At 44.0% G+C, this 24009-nt stretch carries 23 protein-coding genes; 9 read left to right on the forward strand and 14 right to left on the reverse strand.

What is annotated here, in order from left to right:
- Positions 1-177: 177 nt before the first annotated feature.
- From M1K46_RS13870 to M1K46_RS13895, 6 genes are all read left to right on the forward strand, one after another.
- Positions 178-708: a hypothetical protein gene (locus M1K46_RS13870; RefSeq protein ID WP_256226391.1), complete on the forward strand. Its 531-nt coding sequence runs from the start codon at positions 178-180 to the stop codon at positions 706-708.
- 92 nt (positions 709-800) lie between these two features.
- Positions 801-2108, forward strand: coding sequence for an alkaline phosphatase family protein (locus tag M1K46_RS13875; RefSeq protein ID WP_256226392.1), 1308 nt, complete (start codon positions 801-803; stop codon positions 2106-2108).
- 53 nt (positions 2109-2161) lie between these two features.
- On the forward strand, positions 2162-3454 hold the full coding sequence (locus M1K46_RS13880) for an MFS transporter (protein ID WP_256226394.1): 1293 nt from the start codon (positions 2162-2164) through the stop codon (positions 3452-3454).
- 92 nt (positions 3455-3546) lie between these two features.
- Positions 3547-3699: a YpzG family protein gene (locus tag M1K46_RS13885; RefSeq protein WP_082316169.1), complete on the forward strand. Its 153-nt coding sequence runs from the start codon at positions 3547-3549 to the stop codon at positions 3697-3699.
- A gap of 102 nt (positions 3700-3801) precedes the next feature.
- Positions 3802-4161, forward strand: coding sequence for a nucleoside 2-deoxyribosyltransferase (locus M1K46_RS13890; protein WP_256226395.1), 360 nt, complete (start codon positions 3802-3804; stop codon positions 4159-4161).
- A gap of 469 nt (positions 4162-4630) precedes the next feature.
- A complete protein-coding gene (locus tag M1K46_RS13895) occupies positions 4631-6379 on the forward strand; it encodes a metallophosphoesterase family protein (RefSeq protein ID WP_256226396.1) in 1749 nt (582 codons plus the stop codon).
- A gap of 128 nt (positions 6380-6507) precedes the next feature.
- On the opposite strand, the gene M1K46_RS13900 is transcribed toward M1K46_RS13895, so the two are convergent.
- From M1K46_RS13900 to M1K46_RS13950, 11 genes are all read right to left on the reverse strand, one after another.
- Positions 6508-8022: an acetyl-CoA hydrolase/transferase family protein gene (locus M1K46_RS13900; RefSeq protein ID WP_062233477.1), complete on the reverse strand. Its 1515-nt coding sequence runs from the start codon at positions 8020-8022 to the stop codon at positions 6508-6510.
- A gap of 130 nt (positions 8023-8152) precedes the next feature.
- Positions 8153-8797, reverse strand: coding sequence for a LytTR family DNA-binding domain-containing protein (locus M1K46_RS13905; protein WP_256226397.1), 645 nt, complete (start codon positions 8795-8797; stop codon positions 8153-8155).
- A gap of 86 nt (positions 8798-8883) precedes the next feature.
- The gene (locus tag M1K46_RS13910) at positions 8884-9165 is read right to left on the reverse strand and encodes a DUF3219 family protein (RefSeq protein ID WP_256226398.1); all 282 of its coding nucleotides are present in this window, start codon (positions 9163-9165) and stop codon (positions 8884-8886) included.
- A 34-nt stretch (positions 9166-9199) separates the two neighbouring features.
- Positions 9200-9922, reverse strand: a complete 723-nt coding sequence (locus M1K46_RS13915; protein ID WP_091003616.1) for a DsbA family oxidoreductase — start codon at positions 9920-9922, stop codon at positions 9200-9202.
- Positions 9923-10217: 295 nt separating this feature from the next.
- The gene (locus tag M1K46_RS13920) at positions 10218-10742 is read right to left on the reverse strand and encodes an acyl-CoA thioesterase (protein ID WP_256226399.1); all 525 of its coding nucleotides are present in this window, start codon (positions 10740-10742) and stop codon (positions 10218-10220) included.
- A gap of 90 nt (positions 10743-10832) precedes the next feature.
- Complete coding sequence (locus M1K46_RS13925) at positions 10833-12893, reverse strand: catalase (RefSeq protein ID WP_256226400.1); 2061 nt, start codon at positions 12891-12893, stop codon at positions 10833-10835.
- A gap of 154 nt (positions 12894-13047) precedes the next feature.
- Entirely contained in the window at positions 13048-13524 is a 477-nt protein-coding gene (locus tag M1K46_RS13930; RefSeq protein WP_091003609.1) for a (2Fe-2S)-binding protein, read from the reverse strand.
- On the reverse strand, positions 13521-14360 hold the full coding sequence (locus M1K46_RS13935; protein WP_256226402.1) for an FAD binding domain-containing protein: 840 nt from the start codon (positions 14358-14360) through the stop codon (positions 13521-13523). Before M1K46_RS13935 ends, M1K46_RS13930 begins: the two co-directional genes overlap by 4 nt.
- Positions 14347-16683 (reverse strand): xanthine dehydrogenase family protein molybdopterin-binding subunit, encoded by a 2337-nt coding sequence (locus M1K46_RS13940; RefSeq protein WP_256226403.1) that lies wholly within the window; start codon positions 16681-16683, stop codon positions 14347-14349. The genes M1K46_RS13935 and M1K46_RS13940 overlap by 14 nt, the downstream gene beginning before the upstream one ends.
- On the reverse strand, positions 16659-17303 hold the full coding sequence (locus M1K46_RS13945) for a nucleotidyltransferase family protein (RefSeq protein WP_256226404.1): 645 nt from the start codon (positions 17301-17303) through the stop codon (positions 16659-16661). Before M1K46_RS13945 ends, M1K46_RS13940 begins: the two co-directional genes overlap by 25 nt.
- 14 nt (positions 17304-17317) lie before the next feature.
- Entirely contained in the window at positions 17318-18310 is a 993-nt protein-coding gene (locus M1K46_RS13950; protein ID WP_256226406.1) for an XdhC family protein, read from the reverse strand.
- 309 nt (positions 18311-18619) lie between these two features.
- Here M1K46_RS13950 and M1K46_RS13955 point away from each other — a divergent pair, with 309 nt between their 5' ends.
- The gene (locus M1K46_RS13955) at positions 18620-19006 is read left to right on the forward strand and encodes a sporulation protein (protein ID WP_256226407.1); all 387 of its coding nucleotides are present in this window, start codon (positions 18620-18622) and stop codon (positions 19004-19006) included.
- A 188-nt stretch (positions 19007-19194) separates the two neighbouring features.
- Here the strand turns inward: M1K46_RS13955 and M1K46_RS13960 are convergent, their stop codons facing one another.
- Together M1K46_RS13960 and katA are read right to left on the reverse strand one after the other, a co-directional pair.
- On the reverse strand, positions 19195-19617 hold the full coding sequence (locus tag M1K46_RS13960; RefSeq protein ID WP_256226408.1) for a Fur family transcriptional regulator: 423 nt from the start codon (positions 19615-19617) through the stop codon (positions 19195-19197).
- A 92-nt stretch (positions 19618-19709) separates the two neighbouring features.
- Positions 19710-21167, reverse strand: coding sequence for a catalase KatA (gene katA, locus M1K46_RS13965; protein ID WP_256226410.1), 1458 nt, complete (start codon positions 21165-21167; stop codon positions 19710-19712).
- A gap of 204 nt (positions 21168-21371) precedes the next feature.
- Here katA and M1K46_RS13970 point away from each other — a divergent pair, with 204 nt between their 5' ends.
- Together M1K46_RS13970 and M1K46_RS13975 are read left to right on the forward strand one after the other, a co-directional pair.
- The gene (locus M1K46_RS13970; protein WP_256226411.1) at positions 21372-21821 is read left to right on the forward strand and encodes an Hsp20/alpha crystallin family protein; all 450 of its coding nucleotides are present in this window, start codon (positions 21372-21374) and stop codon (positions 21819-21821) included.
- 298 nt (positions 21822-22119) lie between these two features.
- A complete protein-coding gene (locus tag M1K46_RS13975; protein ID WP_256226413.1) occupies positions 22120-22704 on the forward strand; it encodes a hypothetical protein in 585 nt (194 codons plus the stop codon).
- 253 nt (positions 22705-22957) lie between these two features.
- Here the strand turns inward: M1K46_RS13975 and M1K46_RS13980 are convergent, their stop codons facing one another.
- Positions 22958-23986: an LLM class flavin-dependent oxidoreductase gene (locus M1K46_RS13980; RefSeq protein ID WP_256226414.1), complete on the reverse strand. Its 1029-nt coding sequence runs from the start codon at positions 23984-23986 to the stop codon at positions 22958-22960.
- Positions 23987-24009 lie beyond the last annotated feature (23 nt).

Below are 24009 nucleotides of genomic sequence, written 5' to 3' on the forward strand. Positions count from 1 at the left end.
GAAAAATATAACTATATTCATAGTATCGTATATTTATTCGACAAAACATCTGTAGAAAGCCCTAATTTGCATAAATGGTGCCAGGCACTCTCATTACACACTTGTGTAATGGGAGTGCCTGGCACCGACAAAGAAGCCTATATTAATTTACTAAAACCTAAAAGGAGAGTTATTGATATGCCTAAAAAAATTCTGATGATCACATCTCTATCTTTTCTTCTTTTATTAACTGCGTGCAATGAGGAAACCCGTGCCGTTGAAAAGTTAAAAGAGGAAAATCCAAGGGATATAAAAAAAGTAGCTGCGGCCTTTCCAAAAGATGTTCAAAAAGAATTGGAAGCTCCAACGAAATTTCCTTTCAAATCTAAAAATGCCGACTTAACTTTTGCAAGTGAGCCTGCGGGAGATCCAAAAGGGAAAATTATTATGACAGAATTTATATTTGGCAATGGAGTCGACTCCGTTTTGCATGCCTCGACCTATCATAATAAAAACACAAGTTTTGATTCAGACGGCAAGAAGCCTAAAACGGTTAAGTTAAAAGACGGAACGAAAGCAACCATAGTAAATAACAGCAAGACTTCAAAAGTAATCCGATGGAAAAAAGACGGCCTTTATCACTCCATCATGCTGATTAAATCACCTAAAAGCAAAAAAGAATATTCCATTAAAGACATCGTAAAAACCGCAGATTCCATGCATCACTGATCCATTCTTTCAGAGCACCGATTTTTTTGGTGCTTTTTCCATTTCTTGCTTTAAACTAAAAGTAAGAATGAATAAATCAAAAGGAGGCCGCTATGGACCGTCTTACCGTTCATTTAATCGTCATATCATTCGATTGTCTTTCGTCACTGGACTTCCCTATGCTGCAGGAGCTTCCCCATTTTGCCGAACTCCTGCAGAACGGATCCTATTGCAATAATGTTGAATCAATCTATCCATCTGTCACCTACCCTTGCCATGCCACGATCGTTACCGGCAATTATCCCAACAGGCATGGCGTTGTGAATAATACCTATCTTCAGCCTGGCCGGCCCTCCCCTGACTGGCATTGGCACCGACGGCATATTAAAGGCACAACCCTGTATGATGAAGCGAAGAAAGCAGGCATGACGACGGGAGCCCTTTTATGGCCGGTGACCGCCAAGGCTGAAATGGATTACAACATGCCAGAGATTTTCGCCAACCGTTCTTGGCACCATCAGATACCTGTCTCTCTTTTTAATGGAAGCGTCAGCTATCAGCTCGAGATGAACCGCCGTTTTGGCCATATCCGAAAAGGGCTTAGTCAGCCTGAGCTTGATGATTTTGTCCTGGAATCAACCGTCCATACCATTCAAACAAGAAAACCGCAGCTCTTGCTCGTTCATTTTACCGATCTGGATACCAATCGTCATTACCATGGCTTTTCTTCAGATGAAGCGATGGATGCACTCCGACGACACGACGCTCGGCTCGGCCGGATCGTAAAGGCGCTCAAGGAGAGCGGTATTTACGATCAATCGACCATTGTGGCACTCGGTGACCACAGTGCCCTCGATGAATCCATTGCCATCCAGCCGAATGTCTACTTCAAGGAACAAGGACTAATTACCGTTAATAACAGAGGAAAAGTAACAAATTGGAAGGCATACTGCCATAGCTGCGACGGCTCGGCATATATATACATAAGTGACAAAAATGATCATGACACAAAACACAAGGTTCAACAATGGCTGCAGGAATTATCACAAGATGAAAGCAGCGGAGTTGAACAGGTATTAACTGGAGAAGAAGCCGGAGCCAGAGGTGCGGATGCGCACTCTGATTTTATGCTGGAGGCACGAAGGGGTTATTATTTTAAAGAAGCGCTGAACGGCGGCTTCCTGCATCACATTACAGCTGAAGATGTGAAGGCAAAGCGATACACCTGGGGTTCCCATGGCTACTCCCCTGAAAAGGAAAACTACTGTACGTTCTTTGCAGCGGCAGGCAAGGGAATTGTCCCTCATCAGGCCATTCCGTCCATGCGCCTCGTGGATGAAGGACCAACATTTGCCCGACTTCTTGGTCTTCACTTAGGGAATACAGACGGAGCGGCTGTTGAAGGATTATTAACGCTATAGGGAGAAATGAGAAGCGGAAAGAATGAAAATGGAAATAAAAAGGGGATAAGAGGATGAAGCGTTTCTCGAAGGAAGAAAGCAGCTGGATGTTTTATGATTGGGCTAACTCTGCGTATTCGATTATCATCACAACCGCTGTGTTTCCGCTTTTTTATAAAGCGTCCGCGATGAAAGCCGGTGTAAGTGGTGCTGATTCTACTGCGTACCTGGGCTATACAATTGCCATTGCGACCTTTATTCTGGCTATGCTTGGACCTATCCTCGGAACGATTGCGGACTATCAGGGAATGAAAAAGAAGTTCTTCACCTTCTTCTTTACACTGGGTGTCGTCTCAACTGCTGTCCTTGTTTTTGTTCCAAGTCAGCACTGGCTCCTGTTATTGATCATCTACACGTTTACAGCCCTGGGATTTAACGGTGCTTTAGTTTTTTACGATGCGTTTCTTATCGACATCACGACGGAAGAACGGATGAACCGTGTTTCCGCCCGTGGATTTGGGTTAGGGTATATCGGAAGTACGATTCCTTTTCTCATCAGCATCGCAATCATTATCCTTGCACAAAAAGAAGTGCTGCCCTTCTCTACTCCCGCTGCAAGCAAGATTGCCTTTTTCATTACCGCATGCTGGTGGGCTCTGTTTACGATCCCCATGTTTAAAAATGTTCATCAAAAATATTATGTTGAGCAGGAACCTTCTCCTGTAAGAAATAGCTTTAAACGCCTTGGCAAAACCCTAAGGGAAATCAAACAATATCGTTCTCTATTTCTTTTCTTACTCGCCTACTTCTTTTATATTGATGGAGTCGGCACCATTATTTCCATGTCGACCGCATACGGAACGGATTTGGGAATCAGTTCAACGAGTCTGCTCATCATTTTGTTTGTCACACAGGTTGTTGCTGCACCATTTGCCATTCTGTACGGCAGACTTGCTGAAAAGTTTACGGGTAAAAAAATGTTGTACGTGGGAATTGCCGTTTATATCATTGTCTGCATTTATGCCTATTTCTTAAAAACAACGCTCGATTTTTGGATCCTGGCAATGCTGGTCGGTACGTCACAAGGAGGGATCCAGGCGTTAAGCCGAGCTTATTTTGCGAAGCTTGTACCGAAAAAGAACGCCAATGAATTTTTCGGATTTTACAACATCTTCGGAAAGTTTGCTTCCATACTTGGGCCATTGCTGGTCGCTGTCACCGCTCAGGTAAGCGGCAATTCAAGCAGCGGCGTGTTCAGCCTGATTCTGCTTTTTATTATCGGCATGATCATCCTCGCTTATGTCCCTGAGACAAGAGCAGATGCAATCGATCAGTTTGATGAAAAAAAGCATACAAAAATAACATAATTTTCCGGGCAACTACACATAATAATCGCGATATTCATTGAATATCACCCTTGTTTCTTAGGGTCTACTCTTAACGGATGAGGTGAAAAGCAATGAGTTACAAAGATCATTTAGATCCCCACTCAGGTAAGTTTCACCACAATTGGACGCGGCCGAAACGTTCAAAATCTCAAGTGAATGGACATACTGAGATGTCTCAGAACAACATTATCTTGAGAAGCAACGCTAAAGCCCACCACTGGTAAGGATTGCGAATAAGAAACAAAAAAAGAAGGCCACAGCGCCTTCTTTTTTATATTTTTCTGCATATTAAAGGATTGAAGCTTTCTTTAGAAAGAGGAGATCTGATGGATCCTAACACCAGAACCGTGAGAGTATTTATCGCCAGTCCCTTCTTTGATAAGGAGCAGCTGGAACGAATTCAAAGGCTTGAGAATGCCTTAACCCGAAATCCATATGTCTCGGAATTCTATTCTGCCCGCTTCCACCAAAATCAGCAATATCCATGGGGATCCAAGGGATGGAGAAAAGTTGTTTTTAACCTTGATCTCTATTATCTGCGAAGAGCGGATGTAGTAGTTGCCATTCACATTACGAAGGATTATGTACTGACAGCGGAACGGCATTCGAACTTGGCTATGCCTTTGCCTTTCAAAAACCGATCATCCTTATTAAAGAAAAAACAAGTGTGCCAAATCTTATGTTGATTGAGAGTCTCCATGCCTATTTGACGAAAGCGGACGATATTGCCACGTATGATTTTCTGCGAATGCCGCCACTTTCATACGAAGGACCATTAATTTAACCTGCTCGTCCAAGCAAATACCAGAATTCCCCATATGATAATAGAGAGAAGAGAGTTATATTCTCTTTTCTCTATTATTCAGTTATTGGGGGATGATTGAATGTCAAGGCGTAGGAAAAAAGTCAAATGCAGAGTGAGAACTAGGCGTACAAGCGGCGGCCGCCGTGTTACCATAATTAAATGCAGAATTAAAAACAGAAGAAGACGCAGATCCAGCTCATTTTAAGCTTACAGGGATGCTACCAATTTTGGTGGCATCCTTTTTTATTTTTTTCTTTACCTTAAGCTTACAAATGCTTCACTCTTTCGTAACTATACCTTCATAATGCACTGTTAGTCTAACACTGCATTACGATAAAGGAGGTTGTTCAATGAAAGTTTTGAAATCACTTATCATGTTTTTTACCATATTTTCTTTCGCTATTCCTGTTACTCAAGCTCATGCCATAAGCGGCGGTGGAAGCCAGGATGGAGGGGTCGGAAATTCAGAGCACTATCTTGATCAGGATTCCAGCATGACAGCAGATCCCAAAATTAAAAACATCATCTATCCGCTGATGTCTACACCAGCCATTAAGAAAAAAGGCAGCAGTTTCACTATACAAGTGGATACACAAGGGAAAACACCTTCAGGATGGGGTGTGAAACTTCAGGAGAACACGGCTTCCCAGGTTGATGGAGAGTATGCCCTTCCAGTGACAAAGGTTGAGAAAGGTACATCTTATTGGAAAGACAGCTCCTCGATTTACAATGTTACAGTCACGATTCCCGATGACATCCCTGAAAAACTTTACGATTTAAATATTTCTTATTCGGCCGACGGCGCTCAAGTGAGTGATGAAGAACCGAATTCAGTAAAAGTTGTGAATGAATTTAAAAAGGATTTTCGTTTTATTCACTTAACGGATATCCATGTCGGTTCTCCCCGTAATCTAGCTAAGCCGGAAGATGTTGCGGAGGCTGGATTTTGGACTCCTGATGAGTCCAAAAGATGGCTGTACCTGCAAAAGACCATTCGGGAGGTCAATCTGCTCAAGCCCGATTTCGTCGTACTAACCGGAGATTTAATGTTTGGGCAGATGAATCCTAAGGAATATATTTATGAGTATAAAGAAACGTACCGCATGCTGAAAAAATTTAATGTACCAGTCTATGTTGTACCAGGCAACCATGACTATTATGCACAGGATGCTACATTAACCGATGGCGCCAAATATTGGGAACAATACTTTGGACCGCAGTATTTCTCTTTTGATTATGGCCCTTATGCCCATATGATCGGATATAACTCGTTTGACTGGGATAAGTTTGACCGGCAAGGACATGGTTCCGTTTCTGTTCCAACATGGGGCGGGCAAGTGAGGCAGCAGCAGATGGACTGGATTAAAAACGACCTTGCAAAAAACGCTGAAACTGCCGATGCGGAACAAATAAAAGGTCTCTTCTCCCACCACAATCCATTATGGCGGGACCGTGATATCTGGCCTTCGAGCGATTCACAGGTTGCAGATTATTGGAAGAATTATGATGCTACGCATGACCCGCAAAATCTTCCTACATTGCTGCAAGGAGAAGTCCTTGGCCAAAAGTATGATCAGCAGTGGCACGGTGAAGGAGCTCAGCAGATGATTGATTTAATGAAACAGTATCATGTGAACTTATCGCTGCATGGACATACACATATTGACAACATTACGAAAAAGGATGGCATTTTATACTCTACAACCTCTTCCATCGAGCTGACCGGGCAGCCATGGGTAGGTTACCGAATCTTCCAAAAGAATCCTGCTAGCCCTGATTTTAGTTCCTATATCTACGAAGGAACAGAGCGTTCTACGCCTGTCTATCAAAATGGGAATACAGCAGCGGGCACGGTTTCTTTTGACGCCAATTACACCCAGCCGAATGACGGAACCCAGAGAAAACAGACCGTTACAGCTGTAAATCGTTTGAACAAAGAAGTAACATTGAACATTCCTTTATATATGAAACCCGGCAGCTACAGCTCCACAGAAGGTGAAATCACTGAAAGTAAAGCATATGGACTGAAGCAATGGATGGAAGTAAAAGTTACCGTCCCTGCGAACTCCAGCAAGGACGTCACCATCCAGCCAAAATAAAAGCTTTGCTTTAAAAGCCCGAATACATTCTTCGGGTCTTTATTGTGGTTTTCTTTTATCTTTCAAGAGCCTTTACTTTCACTTTTTGTCTGCCATTCCTGGCGGAGTCAGCTGTTCTTTTTGTCTTACTATACGGGCTGCTCCACCCTCTGAAGCATCGTACCGTTCTTTTCAAAGTTGATATGCCAGGACAGCGCTTTTTCCAGGATGTGAGGCGTTTGTCCTCCTCGTTTCTTCGCTTCCTCATAATAGGCCGATAACTGCTCGCGGTACATCGGATGGACACAGTTTTGAATAATCTTTTCCACACGCTCTCTAGGTGCAAGTCCACGCAAATCCGCATAGCCCTGCTCTGTGACAATCACATCCACATCATGTTCATTATGATCCACATGTGATACGAACGGAACAATGCTTGAAATGTTGCCGTTCTTGGCAATGGATTTGGTCACAAAAATGCCGAGGCGGGCATTGCGGGCAAAATCACCGGAACCTCCGATGCCATTCATCATTTTCGTTCCCATCACATGAGTAGAGTTCACGTTTCCGTAGATATCCAGCTCCAGTGCTGTATTGATTGAAATAATCCCCATTCGGCGGATCAGTTCAGGATGATTGGAAATCTCCTGCGGCCTGAGCATCAGCCTGTCACGGTATTTTTCAAAGTTAGAAAAAACCTTGTCCATCTTAGACGAGGATAAGGTGATTGAACAACAAGACGCAAAACGTACTTTATCCGCATCCAGCAGATCGAAAACCGCATCCTGAAGCACTTCTGAATAAACCTCCAGATCGGTAAACTCTGAATCCAGTAATCCATGAAACACGGCATTGGCGACCGATCCAATACCGGATTGAAGCGGAGCAAGTTTATCTGTCAGACGGCCAGCCTTGATTTCTTCCCGCAAAAAAGAGATTAAATGCTGGGCCATGATGACTGTTTCATCATCCGGTTCCACAATAGTTGACGGGGAGTCGAGTTGATTCGTAAACACAATCCCTTTAATTTTATCCACATCTACTTTCATACCGGGTAGCCCGATTCGGTCGTCCGGCTTTGTCAATGGGATGGGCGAACGTTCCCCTTGTTTTTCCGGTTCATAAAGATCATGAATACCTTCTAGTAATTCAGTCTGTGCTGTATTGATTTCTACAATTATATTTTTTGCGTGCTGTGAGAAGACCATGGAGTTGCCGATCGATGTCGTTGGAATAATCATTCCGTCTTCGGTGATTGCAACCGCTTCCAGAATAGCGTAGTCAATAGGTTCCAAAACATTGGAGCGAATCCATTCTGACGTATGCGACAAATGCTGATCAACAAAATGAAAGTCTCCCGCGTTAATGCCTTTTCTCATAGTCGCATCGGCCTGGAAAGGAAGACGCTTATTCAGCATGTTCTTCTCCGCAAACAGTTTATCAACATCTGAACCTAACGAAGCGCCTGTATAAACATTCACTTTCAGAGGTTCGTGTTCTGCCCGCTTTGCCAGAGCAAACGGAACGGCTTTCACATCTCCTGCCCGTGTAAAGCCGCTCAAGCCAAGGGTCATCCCATCATGGATCCACGAGGCAGCTTCCTCTGCTGAAACAATCCGATCATGTAAGCGTTGATCTCTAATTCTATTGTAAACGCTTTCCATTCTCTTCACTCCTATCTCGCTCTTTTCATAAGTGTAGCAAAGGATCATTATCGGAAGAAAAGAAGTGAATAAATCACGAAAAATTAGGATAAGACAGAACATTCAGTTCTTGAAACAGAAAAAAATCCGCCTAGAATCCAAGCAGATTTCTGAAATAACTTGCATACGACTGGCTGACCGGAACCTGATCTCCGTTTTTCATTGAAAGTAAAAATGTGGAGTGGGTGTCCGGATAGATCTCCCGGATGTGATGAACATTGACGATGAACGAGCGATGGCATCGGACAAAGTCATCTTTCGGTAAAAGAAAATCAAATTCATTCAGCGTATCCTTATGACTGCCAGTATGTTTTTCACCAACCACATACGTCTTTCGTTCCTTCGCCTCCAAATAAAGAATATCTGCGAACGGAATCGGAATCCAGCCATCCTCGCTTTTTACGGTAACGACCGCCTTGCCGCTCGTTAATGCCGGAAAGATAGCGGTGACACACCCCTTCAGCTCTCCTTCATCCATCAAGGGGACCGCCATTCCGTAATATGGGGTGCCGAAAATATCACGGTTAATAAACTGCGATACTTTTTGTTTGGAAACCAGCGCTTTATGTGTAATGGTGCCTTCTTTAATTCCATCACCCGGCTTGATCTTCAGGTTGATCCTTTTGCTTGGCTGGTAGTAAATATAATGGTCTGTATCTGTTACTGCAATAGAAGCTTCATGTGAAAACAGGTCACTGATTACGTCAAGAAGTGCAGATGTTTTAAAAGGTTCCATGGCTCACACCTTTTCTTTGTTTAGCTTAGCTTCTTCTTATTCTATCATGAAAAAAGAGAACGGATTTCCGCTCTCTCTCTTCACCCTTATTCTTTTTCCGTAAGCTCAAGAGCAAAGTCACCAACAGCGTTCTCTTTGTACAAATCAGTGATAGACGTAGAATACTGGCTGATTTCAGCTCTGAATCGGAGGTCCTTTTCAGGGACTTTTACTTCAAAATCGTTTTTGTAGAGAAGCGTCGTAATGTCGTGATACTCACTATGCTCTACTTTAAACTTGAAACGGATCTTTTTCAGTTGGCTGGCTGTAGTCGTAAGATGCAAATCTGTTACATCAAATTTCCTATCATTGAGAATGACGGTATTCAATATGATAAACAACTCCTAAAATGGATGACTGCCCTCAAATGCTGCAGGAGCCGTCTGAGCATTGATCATCCTTATTTTCTTTCTTCTCACTGCTGCTAATCACTTGGATCGGGCTGTTTTGCTGTTCTTCTTCCTGCACCTTTTCGAGGACTTCGGTAAAGACAGCTTCCGGCTGTGCGCCTGATACACCATACTTTTGATTGAAAACGAAGAAAGGAACACCGGTTATCTTAAGTTGTGATGCTTCCGCCTCGTCTGCACGGACATCGTCTGCGAATTTCCCTTCTCTTAATACAGCAAGTGTTTCTTCCTGATCAAGACCGGCTTCTGCCGCAAGCTTCGCCAGTGTTTCATGCTCACTGATATCAAGGGCTTCGGTAAAATAACCTTTAAGGATACGTTCTGTCACTTCTTTCAGCAGTCCCTTTTGTTTGGCAAAATGAGAAACCCTGTGGGCATCAAAGGTGTTCGTCGGTTTCATATTTTCAAAATCATAGGTTAAGCCAACTTCTGCCGCTCTCTGTGTCATCTGATCATTCATTCCTTTTGCTTGCTCATAAGACATGCCGTACTTTTCAGCCAAAACGGTATGCATGTTTTTATTTGTTTCATTTTTGAAAGAAGGATCGAGTTCAAAACTCCTATAAATGACTTCTACGTTTTCACGGTCTTCAAAGTCGTTCAGCGCGTTCTCAAAACGTCGTTTTCCGATATAACAAAATGGACAAACATAATCTGACCATATTTCAACTTTCATAGTTTTACCCCCTATTTACGTACAACTATTCCCTATTGTATCCATAATCAGCGAATCATGCAGAAATCCTGCTCAAAAAAGCCTATTGAGACGGGAAGATTCCTCCGTCCGGGATGGTTACTTGCGAGTTGACAGGAAATACTTGCGAAACCGGGCCATTTACTTGCGGTTCGACAAAGATTACTTGCGAAAAACAGCCCGTTACTTGCCGTTCGACAAGCTTTACTTGCCAAACACATCATTTTCATAAAAAAGAGAAGCCAAAACGCGCTGCCTTGGCTTCTTTTTCCTCTTCTTACTCCACATTCTCACTATACCTATGTTTTTCGAGTTCAGACCTGATGTCTTCCGGAATCACTTCCGATTTACCCTTTTTAACATCATGATTTACGTAGACGGCCGTCCCTTTTGCACAAAGCCTGTTGTCCTGGCGAATTTCTTCATACAGCTCGAGGCTTGTATTTCCGATCCGTTTTACCCACGTATACACCTCGGCATCTTTTCCGAAATAGATCTGATCCACATAATCAACATTCATGTTCAGTATGATCATTTTCCAGTTTTCGAAGGAACTGTCCGGTGTGAACAGTTTAAACAGTTTGTTCCTGCCCGCCTCAAACCAGATGGGTATCGTCGTATTGTTGATATGTCCAACCCCGTCTGTTTCTGAAACGCGCGGTTCGATGATCGTTTTAAACATATTTTTCTGCCCTTTCGATTGGTTTGGTAGATGGAATAGCAGGTGCCCCTGTAGCAGCCGTAAAAATAATCCAAAGTCAGCTTCCTCCACACTTACGAGAATCGTGCGTATCTTTTTCAATCTTTTCTACTTCGCTCTGTACTTCTTTAATCCTTTTAAAATAAATAAAAACGAAGCAGCCGAAAGCGGCTGCTTCATTTTTTATATCCTTTATACTTGTCGTGCCCAATGGCGATGCTGCGCCACAGCTTGAATAAAGGACTCGCTGTTCCTGCTTTCCAGGATTACCACTCCAGCGGCCCTGGAGTCAACACCCGCTGCTGCCAGCAGTTCCGTTCCTTCTCCGGCTGTACCGATCGCTTTGAAATGTCCAAATGCCTCATTCACAAATGTCGTTGCTTCTTTTACTGCTTTTAAGCTGTTCACACTGTCTTTTCCGCCGGCCACATAAACGGCGTCATAGAGTACCGAATCGCTCGTAAGCAAAGTTTGATCGACTTCCAACTCCTGTCCGCCGCTGCTCGAGATTGGATTAAGTGTTTCACTGACAATTTCAGATGTGATTCCAGCCTTCTTCAACGCATCCTTCAACCCGCTGATTTCTTCAAAGTTAAACCCGTCTTCTGCCAGAATGGCGACTTTTCTTGTTGCCGGAGCTTTGATGGTGTTTTCTTGGCTTAATGCCGGTGATGACGCGGTTTCCTGAGAAGGTTGAGCACTGTTCGAGACTTTTACACCCACTCCTGCTGCAATCTGTTCAGCAAGGTCGGCATCAACATGGCTGAACAGATTTACAACCTGCTGCTGAACACTTTTGCTTTTCACCTTTCCGACTTCAAAACGGAACGCTTTAATAATATGCTGCTTCTCGACTTCTGACATGCTGTTCCAGAAGAGCTTCGCCTGGCTGAAATGGTCCTTGAAGCTGTCGCTGCGCTGCTGAACCTTCCGCCCTTCCACTTTCTCCTGATAATGAGCATAGCCGCCCTCTTCCTCAGTGGCTGGCGCTGGATCGTTATTTTCCAAAGAGTTTTTATGATAAGCAACAGGCCCTTGATTAATCGTCATGCGATGCATACCGGCTCGCTGGTTATTGTGGAACGGGCACACCGGCCGGTTAATCGGCAGCTCATGGAAATTCGGACCGCCAAGACGGGAAAGCTGCGTATCTGTATAGGAGAATAAGCGCCCTTGAAGGAGCGGATCATTCGAAAAGTCAATGCCGGGTACGACATGTCCAGGGTGGAAGGCTACCTGTTCTGTTTCAGAGAAGTAATTATCAGGATTGCGATTAAGTGTCATCTTCCCGATAATTTTCACATGAACAAGCTCTTCTGGCCAGATTTTCGTGGGATCCAGCACATCAAAATTAAATTTAAACTCATCTTCCTCCTCGATCATTTGAACACCAAGCTCCCATTCCGGGTAATCTCCTTTTTCAATGGCTTCATAAAGATCTTGGCGGTGGAAGTCAGGATTTTTACCGGCAAGACGCTGTGCCTCGTCCCAAACGAGGGAATGCACACCGAGCTTCGGCTTCCAGTGGAACTTAACGAAGCGAGCCTGTCCCTGTTCGTTCACAAAGCGGAACGTGTGCACACCAAAACCTTCCATCATACGATAGCTGCGGGGAATGGCACGGTCGGACATCGCCCACATTACCGTATGAGCTGATTCCGTATTGTTGGCAACAAAATCCCAGAACGTATCATGAGCAGTGGATGCCTGAGGGATCTCATTATGCTGCTCCGGTTTAAATGCATGAACAAGATCCGGAAATTTAATCGCATCTTGAATAAAAAAGACAGGGATATTGTTTCCTACGAGGTCATAGTTCCCTTCTTCCGTATAAAACTTGGTGGCAAATCCCCGCACATCACGTACAGTATCCCCGGAACCGCGTGATCCGGCAACTGTGGAGAAACGGACAAATACCGGTGTTTTCACAGATGGATCCTGAAGAAATCCAGCCTTCGTAAATTCTTTCATGGATTCATAGACTTCAAATTCACCGTGCGCCGCATACCCTCTTGCATGCACAATCCGCTCAGGGATTCTTTCATGGTCAAAGTGAGTCATCTTTTCACGGAAATGAAAGTCTTCCATTAATGTCGGTCCCCGCACTCCAGCTTTTAGTGAGTGTTCATCCTCAGAAACGCGAAGCCCCTGATTGGTGGTCAGCTTCTTCCCTTTATTGTTCACTCTGAATGCTTGAAGCTGCTTGTCCTTCTTATTTTCCCCGCTGTTGTTTTTCGGATCATTCGTACTCAAAGTTCAATTCCTCCTTAGGGCCGTATTCAGACTATAAATTATGTATATCCATTAGAACGTTTCCCTTCCTTTCCAAAATTAAACTAGTTTATTAGATTGCAGGTTGCATTTAATAAAACAAAAAAATCAGCCGTAAAAGGGCTGACTATAGTTTTTATCTATTCATTTGATTTTTTTTCACGATGGATTTCACCGCTCCTTCAATTTCCTCATACCCTGTGCAGCGGCATATGTTGGAATTCAGCCACTCAGCGATTGTATCGTCTTTGGCATCTGGAACTTTTTCCAGCATCGCATGGCAGTTCATAATAAATCCCGGAGTGCAGTATCCGCATTGAAAAGCAAAATGCTCAATAAAGGCCTGCTGGATGGGTGTTCCTTTTAAGCCTTCGATCGTTGTAATCTTCTTGCTCAGACTTTCCACTGCGAGCATCAGGCAGGATTTCATCGCGAGCCCATCGACGTTTACCGTGCAGGCGCCACAGTCTCCGTTCAGACATCCTGGCTTTGCTCCGGTTAATCCCATCTTCTCTCTTAACACGAACAGCAAAGTGTCCGTTGGCTTGATGACTACCGCTCTTTCTTCATCATTGACATGTAAGACTGCTGACAGACTCCGTGCTGCATTCATCGGTTATCCCCCTCGAGCTCTTCTAAGATGTCAAAGAGCGTATTTTTCAGCACAAAGAGCCGATATTGCGATGACCCCTCTATATCATCCAGAACCGGTTTGGGCAGGTGCTTGAGAGATGCAAGAATCCGATCCTGTAAAGAAGCACCGTTGGCATTTAGTGCTTTTTCCATCTCTCGAGATCGAAATGGAAAAGGACAGACTCCGCTGAAAGCAACTCTGATTCCCTCTTCCGCTTTGATCGCGGCAATCGTTACCAGTGGGTAGCCGGTGTCCCACTGCTGACGCTTTTTCACACAATGATATGGAAGGTCTAAATAATGTTTATCGGTCTGAAGCTGTACGAGAAACTCTCCTCTTTTCAGACTTAGCGTCTTGTTAAAAACATTCATCAAAGCCACTGTCCTGTTGCCATCCATGCCGGAAGCCACTATTTTACTGTCCGTTAATAGATACGGAAGAACTGCTTCACGGTAAAAGATCTGTCCGCAGATGTTTCCCCCGATCGTAATTTTATTTCTCGCCGTGTGGTCAGCCACACCGCTTGCCGCTTTGCTGAGAAGCGGAAATCCATTATGCTCCTCTATGGCAGTCAGGCTGAGCGCGGCACCAGTGACAAAAGAATCGCCATGGCTTTCCATTACATTGCATTCCGGAATTCCTTTGATGTCAATGACCGCGTTCGTATACACAAGATTCAATCGTCCGAGCGTGATGATTTCCGTTCCGCCTGAGTAATAGAGCGGATATTTCCTTTCCTCGTCCAAAGTGTGAAAGAGCTGCACCGCTTCCTCTATACTTGTCGGATGATAATAATCAAACTCAAAGGAAAGCATGGCTGGCCCCTTCCTTTTCCTTGGTTCTCCAGATCAGCTCAGGGATAAGCGGAAGTTCGTTTAACTTTACACCGGCAGCGATGGAAAGAGCATTTCCAAGAGCTGCAGGCATTCCCAGGATTCCGTGTTCGCCTGCTCCTCTTGCACCATACGCGGCATCGATCTGGGGAGTTACGACAAAATCCACAACGTATTCAGGATGTTCACCATAACGGAGCGGCCGGTACGTTCGGAGCTGAGGATTCAGCACTCTCCCAAACTCATCGAATCTAAAGGTTTCACGGCCGCCAAATGCGAGCCCCATGCTCATCGCTCCCATCACCTGGCCCCTTGCGGCCTTCTCATTCAAAACCGTTCCGATGTCAATAACAGAAACCGCCCGTACGATCCGGTACGTCAATTGCCGTTTATCAAACTCAACCTCAACGGCCTGAGCTCCTACAGACCATTCCGGCCCCGGCTTGCCTGCGCCTGTTTCTTTATTCATATAAGTAAGGTGACGCAGATTGTAATGTCCCCTTCCGATAATCTGGCCGCCGATCGCATTGCCATTAGAGAACTTGTACCCGTAGGCAATATCCTTAACATCGATTCCAATGCTTGGATCGTCCCGTAAAAACACCTTTCCAAACGCTACCATCAGATCTGATGCTTTAGCTCGCAATACACAGGATGCGATGTTTTTCAGCTGGCAAATCACATCGTCTGCCGCTTCAAGGACCGCTCTTCCCGCCAAGAAAGTTCCCCGGCTTGCAACGGTTTTCCAGTGTTCGGGAGTACTTTGAGTATTCACTTTCATCTGAACATGTATCTGGCTTATTTCCATCTGCAGCCGCTCTGCCAGAATTTGTGCAAGCACCGTTTTTGTCCCTGTGCCAATCTCAATGACGCCTGAGATTAAATTGATGCTGCCGTCAGGATTGAAGGTTAAAATAACCCCTGAACCAGCATCCGATTCGATCGTGGAAGTCTTCCAGATGCAGCTCACGCCTTTTACTAGTACTTTGTTGTTCCCTATTTCTTTGGCCACTCCTTCATCCCAATGGATGATTTCTTTCAAACGGCGGATGCAAGCTGGGAGATTCCCTACATTGCTCTTGTTCAGCGGTACTTGTGTCGGTGTTGTATCACCGGGTTTGATCGCATTTTTGTAACGCAGCAAAAGTCGGTCCATTCCGATTTTTTCAGCTAAAGAATCCATTGTCCGCTCGATGGCAAACAAAAGCTCGGAATGGCTGAATCCCCTGAAGGGCGCCGCATATGGGTGGTTCGTATACATGCAGAGCGAATCACACCAGACGTTATCAATATCATAAGGACCAGTGCAATCTGCTGCAGCCGCCTTGCTGAGATCCGCTGCTTTATCCGAATAGGCTCCCCCATCAAACAAAAACTGGAGCTCGGCAGCTTTGATCTTTCCTTCCTTTGTACACCCCAATTTTACCGTGGCATCCAGTCCGATGTGCACCGGTGAAGTCAGTAGATCCTCCTCACGGCTATTAAGCAGTTTAACCTTTCTTCCTCCCACCGCTCTAGATGCTAAATAGGCGAGCAGTTCAAGCTGGATGGACGCCTTCCCGCCATATCCTCCACCGACCAGAGGTGTTTCCACGATCACTTTTCCAATGTCCACATCAAAGTATTCATGAATCAGCCGTTTGATCATAAAAGGAGCCTGGGAAGAAGAGGTAATGATCACATCCCCGTTCGAACGAATCTCACACGATGAACATCTCGTTTCCATGGCGGCATGATCGGAAGGCGAAAATGAAAAGTGCTCTTCCACTGTTACTTCACTTTCTTTCCAACCTTTCTCCATATTTCCTTTCCTGATTTTTGTCTGGTTAGCGATGTTGGTGCCAGGCACCGGGTATACCCGCTCTTCTTTTTTATAGCGGCCCAGATGCTCGTGTACGAGAGGGGCATCCTTTTTTAAAGCTTCTGTTGGATTATGGACAACGGGCAACGGTTCATATTCTATTTCGATCAGATCAGCTGCCTTTTTAGCCTGATGGGGTGTATCAGCTACAACAAGAGCAACAGCCTCACCATGATACCTTACTCTTTCAGTCGCCAATGGCGGACGGTCACGGATTTCTTCGCCCGTGAGAGGGAAATGGTCTCCGGCAAGGATGGCACGGACACCGGATACTTGTAACGCCTTTTCTTTTTTAATGCTCTTTATACGGGCATGTGCATAAGGACTGACAAGGAGTTTGACATGAAGGGTACCAGGGGATGAGTCATCAGCTGTGTATTTTGCTGTGCCCGATACTTTATCCCAGGCTTCTTTTCGGATTACACTTTTTCCAATGTACTCCACTTCCATCCTCCCCTTTTCATCAGCTTTTTGATCTCAATGTAATCTTCTTCTGTATCAACATCTACAAAAAGAGAAGGGTTATTATAGTGAATGATTTTACCGTTTAAATACTTTTTATTTCTATATATATGACGTGCACCATGATCTCCTGTTATTCCTTTCACCTGTGCTGCCAGGTGTTTTGAAAAAATCACCGGTGGCCTAAAACAATTCTTATGGCATGCAGCCACAAACGCTATAGGAGACTCTTTTTTAAAGCAAAGGATTAGTTCATTAATCATTTCTTTTGTAATCAAAGGCTGGTCAGCAAGAAGCACGATTATTCCGTTGGGTAAAAGCTCTTCTGCTTTTTTCACCCCTGCAACAAGAGAAGCAGACTGTCCCTGCACTGAATTTTTGCAGGTCAGCTGACTCCATTTTCGACGATAAGGACTTTTAAAGAATGAAGAGTCCATCCAGTCGAGGCGATCATTCTCTCTCGTCACCACAACGATATGGTCGATCAACGATTGAAGAGCCGCCCGAAATGCCCAGTTTCCAAGACATTCATGACCTAACCGAAGCCACAATTTTTGAAAACCCATCCTCTGGCTGCTGCCGGCCGCAAGAAAAATAGCCACAATCTTTCCCTCTCTCATAAAAAGCTTTCCGTCGGACGCTTTTTTTCCAGCCGATAAACTGCTATCATCTCTGCGAGAATACTGACTGCAATCTCCTGGGGACCTGATGAACCAATCGGGAGCCCTATAGGTGAAGAGAGGTATTCTGGTATTTCCTTCGTTTCCAAAAGCTTCTCTGTCCGATTTCGTGGCCCAAGCACGCCAACATAGCGAAGATTTTGTTTGAGAAGCTGAGTCAGAAATTCTTTGTCTTGTTGAAAGTTATGGGACATGATTACTGCAAAATCTTGAGAGTCAAAAGCAAGCTTATCAAAAAGGTCTGGCGGATAACCAACGATTAAGTGATCCGCAAAGGGAAATTCAGCACGGTTGCAAAATGCTGGACGCCAGTCACAAATGGTTACCGACCACCCTGTCTCGGTTGCCAATTTAGCCACCGGTTTCGCATCTTCACCTGCTCCGAAAATGACTAGCCTTGGCATGGGTTCAAACAAATAAAAAAAAATCATCTCCACGCCATTCGTTGAAATAAGGCCATTTTTGAAAAAGGTTTTCTTATCCGTTTTTTCAAAGTGATTTTTAATGTTTAGCCGAGTTCCATCAATAAACAACTCCTTACTATGCAGAACTGGCCTCCCTTCTTCCAAGGACCGTTTTACATCAAGAAGCTGGTGACGAAGCTCTTCATCCACCCTCTCTACTAAAACATGGAGCACCCCGCTGCAGCCGGTTCCCGTTCCCCACAAAAGGTCTTCATCGCTTCTTTGGTTATAGACGGCATATTGAGGCTGGCCATCCAACAGGACCTGCCGGCTGCGTTCCTCCAGATCGCTCTCTACACATCCTGCACTGATCATACCTGTTTTACCATCCTGATGAAAAAGCAGCATCGCGCCTTCCTTTAAGTAAGAGGAACCTTCCACATGAAGGAGTGTCGCGATCACACACCCTTCCTTCAATTTTTTCAGCCTGTCAGCAATCTCGTAAAAATACATCTCTTCGTTCACCCCCTGTTTGGCTCCCTGCAAAAATACCTTCCAGTGAACGGAAATGACCTCATCAGCATGATTATATTCGTGAAGAGCATGACCTTAGAATAGGGGATTTTCATTCTAATAAACTTCTATTGACACCTAAGTACCATGCGTTTACAATGAGAATCGAATCATTGAGATGTAAAAAAATCAAGGTCATAAAATAGATAGAAAAACTAGACTCCAAAGGAGAGCAGCATACAGTTTTGTTGTTTGCGAGACCTTTACCGAAGGGCATCGGAAAAGGTTTTTAACTTGATATTGTTACTGGAGGTACATTACTTGTTAAAAAAATGCATGAGCTTATTTAAGCTCGGACAGGCTACGATCGATCTTAAACTCGATTCCTATGAATTAAAGCCTGGAGAAAATGTTAACGGCTTTTTCCTTCTTAAAGGAAAGTGGATGAAACAAATCATCAAACGGCTCGAATGTGATCTGATTGTTCAGAACCAAGAAGATAAAACAGAGCGGATGATTGAATCTGTCACTACCATCTATATGTCTAAAGAGCTTTCTCCTGATGGAAGCATTGAAATCCCGATGTCCTACCAATTGCCCGATGATCTTATTTCTTCCTCCCCTACTGTTACGTACCGCCTCCAAACGCGGCTCATCTGCGATAACACCCGCTGTGTAGATCATGATGAGATTACAATCTGCGGATAAACAATAAAAATCCAGCCGTATTCATTCGGCTGGATTTATTTTGTGGTTATTTTCAGATGATGTTTCGTAATGATTCTCATTCCGCATTTGCATCGCATGCTGTGTTTCAAGAATTTAATTTCACTCTGGCACTTGGGGCATTCGATATGTTCGGCAACAGCCATGTTCACGAGCCTCACTTTATCTTTTTATTTATTTCTGCACTCTTTGCATAAACCGTAGAATTCCAATGTGTGATGATGAACGTCATAATCTGTTAATCGGGAAGCTGCATACTCCACTTCAGTCAGCCTTGGATAGTTAAAATCAACGATCTTTTGGCAAGACTCACAGATGACATGGTAATGTTTTGCGTCAACAACTTCATACTTGCTGCTCCCATTTCCAAATGATAACTCTTGGATGATCCCCAAGTTAACAAATGATTTCAGGTTATTATAAACCGTAGCCAGTGTAATGAACGGGGGAAGCTGCCGATGAATCTCCTCTGCCGTCAAATGCCCCCCGGATGAAATGATGGCTTGTAAAATCAAGACTCTTTGAGGGGTAATTCGCAAGCCGCTTTCTTTTAACTTTAATTTGGTCACTTGCTCCGCATCCACGGTCAACATCCTCTTTTCATTCGTTTAGAAACAAGTACCCGCTGTTTGTGCGGGTACTTGTTAATTGAGAATTCACTATACTAATTGAGAAAAAAGTCGAATCATAGCGCTTCTTGCGGAACCGGTAAACCAAGTCCGTCCGCAATCCTTTTTCCATAATCAGGATCTGCTTTATAAAAATGCTGGATCTGGCGTAGTTTAATTTCTTCTTTCTCTACAGGCTTCATAGCTTCCACAATAGTATTTACAAGCCTTATGCGTTCTTCATTACTCAACAGACGGTACAGATCTCCAGCTTGTGTATAATGGTCGTTGTGATCGTATGCCACACTTTCTGCCACTCCGTAAACCGGATAAGCAGCCTGTTTATTTTCAGGTGATTCCTTCGGGCCTCCAAAGCTGTTCGGCTCATAATACACAGAACTTCCTCCGTTGCTGTCAAAACGCATCTGCCCGTCACGCTGATAATTCTTCACTTCGTTTTTGGGACGGTTGATCGGCAATGCCTGATGGTTTGCTCCTACACGGTAACGGTGGGCATCTGAGTAAGCGAACAAGCGGCCCTGAAGCATCTTGTCAGGAGAAACATCAATTCCGGGTACTAGTGTCCCTGGTGAGAAGGTTGCTTGCTCCACTTCTGCAAAATAGTTTTCCGGATTTTTATCCAGCACCATTCTGCCCACTTCAATCAACGGATAATCCTTTTGGGACCACACTTTAGTAACGTCAAACGGATCAAAGCGATACGTATTGGCATCTTCCATCGGCATGATCTGAACATACAGTTTCCATGCCGGAAAATCTCCTTTTTCAATCGCATTAAACAAATCTTCTGTATGGTAATCAGGGTTATCACCTGCAATTTTTGCAGCAACATCCGGAGCAAGATTCGCTACACCCTGCTCTGTTTTAAAGTGATATTTAATCCAGACACCGTCACCATCAGCGTTAACCCATTTAAACGTATGGCTGCCGAATCCATGCATGTGGCGGAAAGTTGCCGGGATGCCGCGGTCGGACATCAGAATTGAAACCTGATGCAGTGATTCAGGGGAAAGTGACCAGAAATCCCAAACTGCGGTCGGGTTTTTCAGATGTGTTTTCGGATCTCTTTTTTGTGTATGGATGAAATCAGGAAACTTAATGGCGTCTCTTATAAAAAAGACCGGTGTATTGTTCCCGACGAGATCATAGTTACCTTCTTCAGTATAGAATTTAACGGCAAAACCGCGAGGATCACGGACGGTATCTGCAGAACCATTTTCGCCGGCTACAGTGGAGAAACGAACAAACAGCGGCGTGCGTTTTCCGACTTCAGATAAAAAGCCGGCCTTCGTATACTTTGAAACGTCGTTCGTTACTTCAAAATATCCGTGGGCTCCGGCACCTTTCGCATGAACAACGCGTTCAGGAACTCTTTCTCTGTTGAAATGTGCCAGCTTCTCCAATAAATGAACATCCTGGATCAATGTTGGTCCGCGTGAACCAGCAGTGATTGAATTTTGATTATCTCCTACCGGTGCTCCCCAGCTGGTCGTCAAATGATTCTTATTCGTCAATGTTATCACCTCATAAGTTATTTAGAATGATTATAATTTAATGATAACACTTATCACTATGAAATCAACACTTTTTTATAATTATTATTAATAAATAACAAAAATTATTTATAGCCTGTCAAAATTGAAAAGCTTTAATGTTTTTCTCCTTTCACTCATAGACTAATTACAGCATACCGATTTCAGCAGATGGAGGATTAATGTATGAGTAAAAAAGTGAATTTCGACTGGGCTTCCATACAGGAAAAAGTAGATGGTGTTCTCGGAAATGATTTTTGGCAGGACTTAAACCGTGTTGTTCCGAAACGGACGGCTTGTACCGATTTTTATGAAAACGAAACGGAAGGATACCTTGTCGTTGAACTGCCGGGTCTGCGGTCTCAAGAAGACCTGAACATTGTACTTGAAGCCAATCAGCTTGTATTGGAAGGAAACATCCCGTATACGTATCCGATTGAAAAAGAAGCACTGAAGATGAATGAAAGATTGTCCGGACCTTTCAAAAAAGTCATTCATATTCCCTTTCAATATTCACCTGACGAAGTGAAAGCCGAATACAGACATGGTCTGCTCGAAATCAGACTTGTAAAAATGAAAAAAACGAAACCCATTACGATTTCGTTTACGGAAGAAAATCATAAGGATCCGTCGTAATATGAATCTCCCGGAAAGCATCACTCTAGAAAAGCTTATTCCTATTCTATAATTTTGTGCATTTAAAAAAAGGAGTTTACGAACATTTGTTCTTATGTTAGTCTATAAAAGAAGGCGCGGATGGTAGCCGCACCTCCCCCGAATAACTCTCTTTGGCCAGCTTGTTAACCTTGCTGGCTGCTTTTTTGCTTAATTATTCAAAATTTCAACATATAAACATTCCATTTCCCCGGACAAACCCACACTCTTTCCTTTTTCTTTCATAGAAATAATTATCAGAGTATGTGGAGGTATATGTGTGCCCATTGATCTATACATCCAGGGAATAAAAAGAGGGGTAATTTTACGAACAAATCTCCCTCACTATTTGCAATTTTTCAAGCAGTTGGGCTGTACTACTATAACCTGGAATCAAAAACAACAAAGACTTGATATTACTCTTCCTTCTATCGATTCACCGATAAGGATTCAAACACTTTTTCAAAATAATGAAACACCAAGCAGTTTTCATCAAAAAGCAATGCAGCTTTTTAAGGAACAATTAATCTCCTATGGAGTATCTTGTCCTGTAAAAAGAAGCCAAAAGGATTCAGAAGTTCTCATCCTTAACATCTCCTTTCAAGAAAGCAATAAGTTCGATCGTACAAATCTTACACTTTACAACTATGGACAAACCGGCCATAGCCTGTCTAAAAAATGGGCGAGCTCCTTATGCTCACCAACCTTCCAAGTTAAAGCAAAAAAGCGATGGAGTCTCTTATCCTATCCCATATTGGAAATCCATTGTATCTTTCCAGAGAACTACGATCCTGACTGCCTCAAGAGACAAATTGATTTACTCGCTCTTACCCTGGCCGTCATTCACCTTGATTTTTATAACTAAAATTAATAATTAAAAGGGGCTGTCCAGAAAGTCGAAAATTGACCTTCAGACAGCCCTTTTTTGGCTTGAAAAATCTTCAATGAAAAGTTAATTGAAGTGGAAGATGCGAGACTCCTGCGGGACTAGCGTGACAGGTGAGACTCCCGCCGGTGCTTGCACCAAGAGGCTCACCGCACGCCCCGCGGAAAGCGAGCAGCCTGGAACGGAAATCAACAGCTTACAGATTTCTTGGACAGCCCCTTTGCTGATTTATCTATCTTTTGAAAACTTCTGAGACAATTTCATAGGAACGCAATCTTTCTTGATGATCAAAAATCTGAGCGTTGACAATCATTTCATCCGCTTGAGTTTCATCAAGGAAAGCCTGAAGTTTTGTTTTAACTGTTTCCGGTGTGCCGATGATGGTTGTTCGAAGTGACTGTTCGACAGAAGCTTTCTCATAATTGGACCAGATTCCTTCCATCGTTTCAACAGGTGGCTTAAGTTTGGAAGGAATGCCTCTGACAAGATTTAAAAACTGCTGCTGCATGGAAGTTGCCAAATAAGCGGCCTTCTCTTCTGTTTCAGCAGCAATCACGTTAACTCCCACCATGGCATACGGCTTGTCCAATACCTGTGATGGTTTAAAGTTTCTGCGGTACACATTAAGAGCAGGCAAAGTATTGTCTGGAGAAAAATGGCTCGCGAATGAAAAAGGCAAACCGAGCTCAGCAGCCAGCCGCGCACTGAATCCGCTTGAACCAAGCAGCCAAATCGGAATGTCCAGCCCCTCACCTGGAATGGCCCTCACCGGATTGCCTGATCCGTCTGGTTTTAAATACGCACGGAGTTCATCCACTTGTTCTGGAAAGTCTTCCCCGTTGCTCATATTTTCGCGCCTAAGAGCTTTAGCTGTCACCTGGTCTGTGCCAGGAGCTCTACCTAATCCAAGGTCTATTCTGCCTGGGAACAATGACTCGAGAGTTCCGAACTGCTCAGCGATGACCAAAGGAGCATGGTTAGGCAGCATAATCCCCCCGGACCCTACACGGATTTTCTCCGTTCCTCTTGCTACATGGCCAATAACAACGGCGGTTGCAGAGCTGGCAATGCCAGGCATACTATGGTGTTCAGCCAGCCAGAAGCGGTTATAGCCCCACTTTTCGGCGTGCTGTGCTAAATCAAGGGTGTTTTGAAGCGATTCTGAAGCGTTTCCTCCTATTACGATCGGAGATAGATCCAATACAGAAATCGGGATATCTTGGAGCTGCTTTTTAGCAGATGATTGATTTTGCTGGGACATTGTAATTGTCCTCCTTTCTAACG

It is taken from the genome of Fictibacillus sp. WQ 8-8, assembly GCF_024494405.1.
Taxonomy (GTDB): domain Bacteria; phylum Bacillota; class Bacilli; order Bacillales; family Fictibacillaceae; genus Fictibacillus_C; species Fictibacillus_C marinisediminis.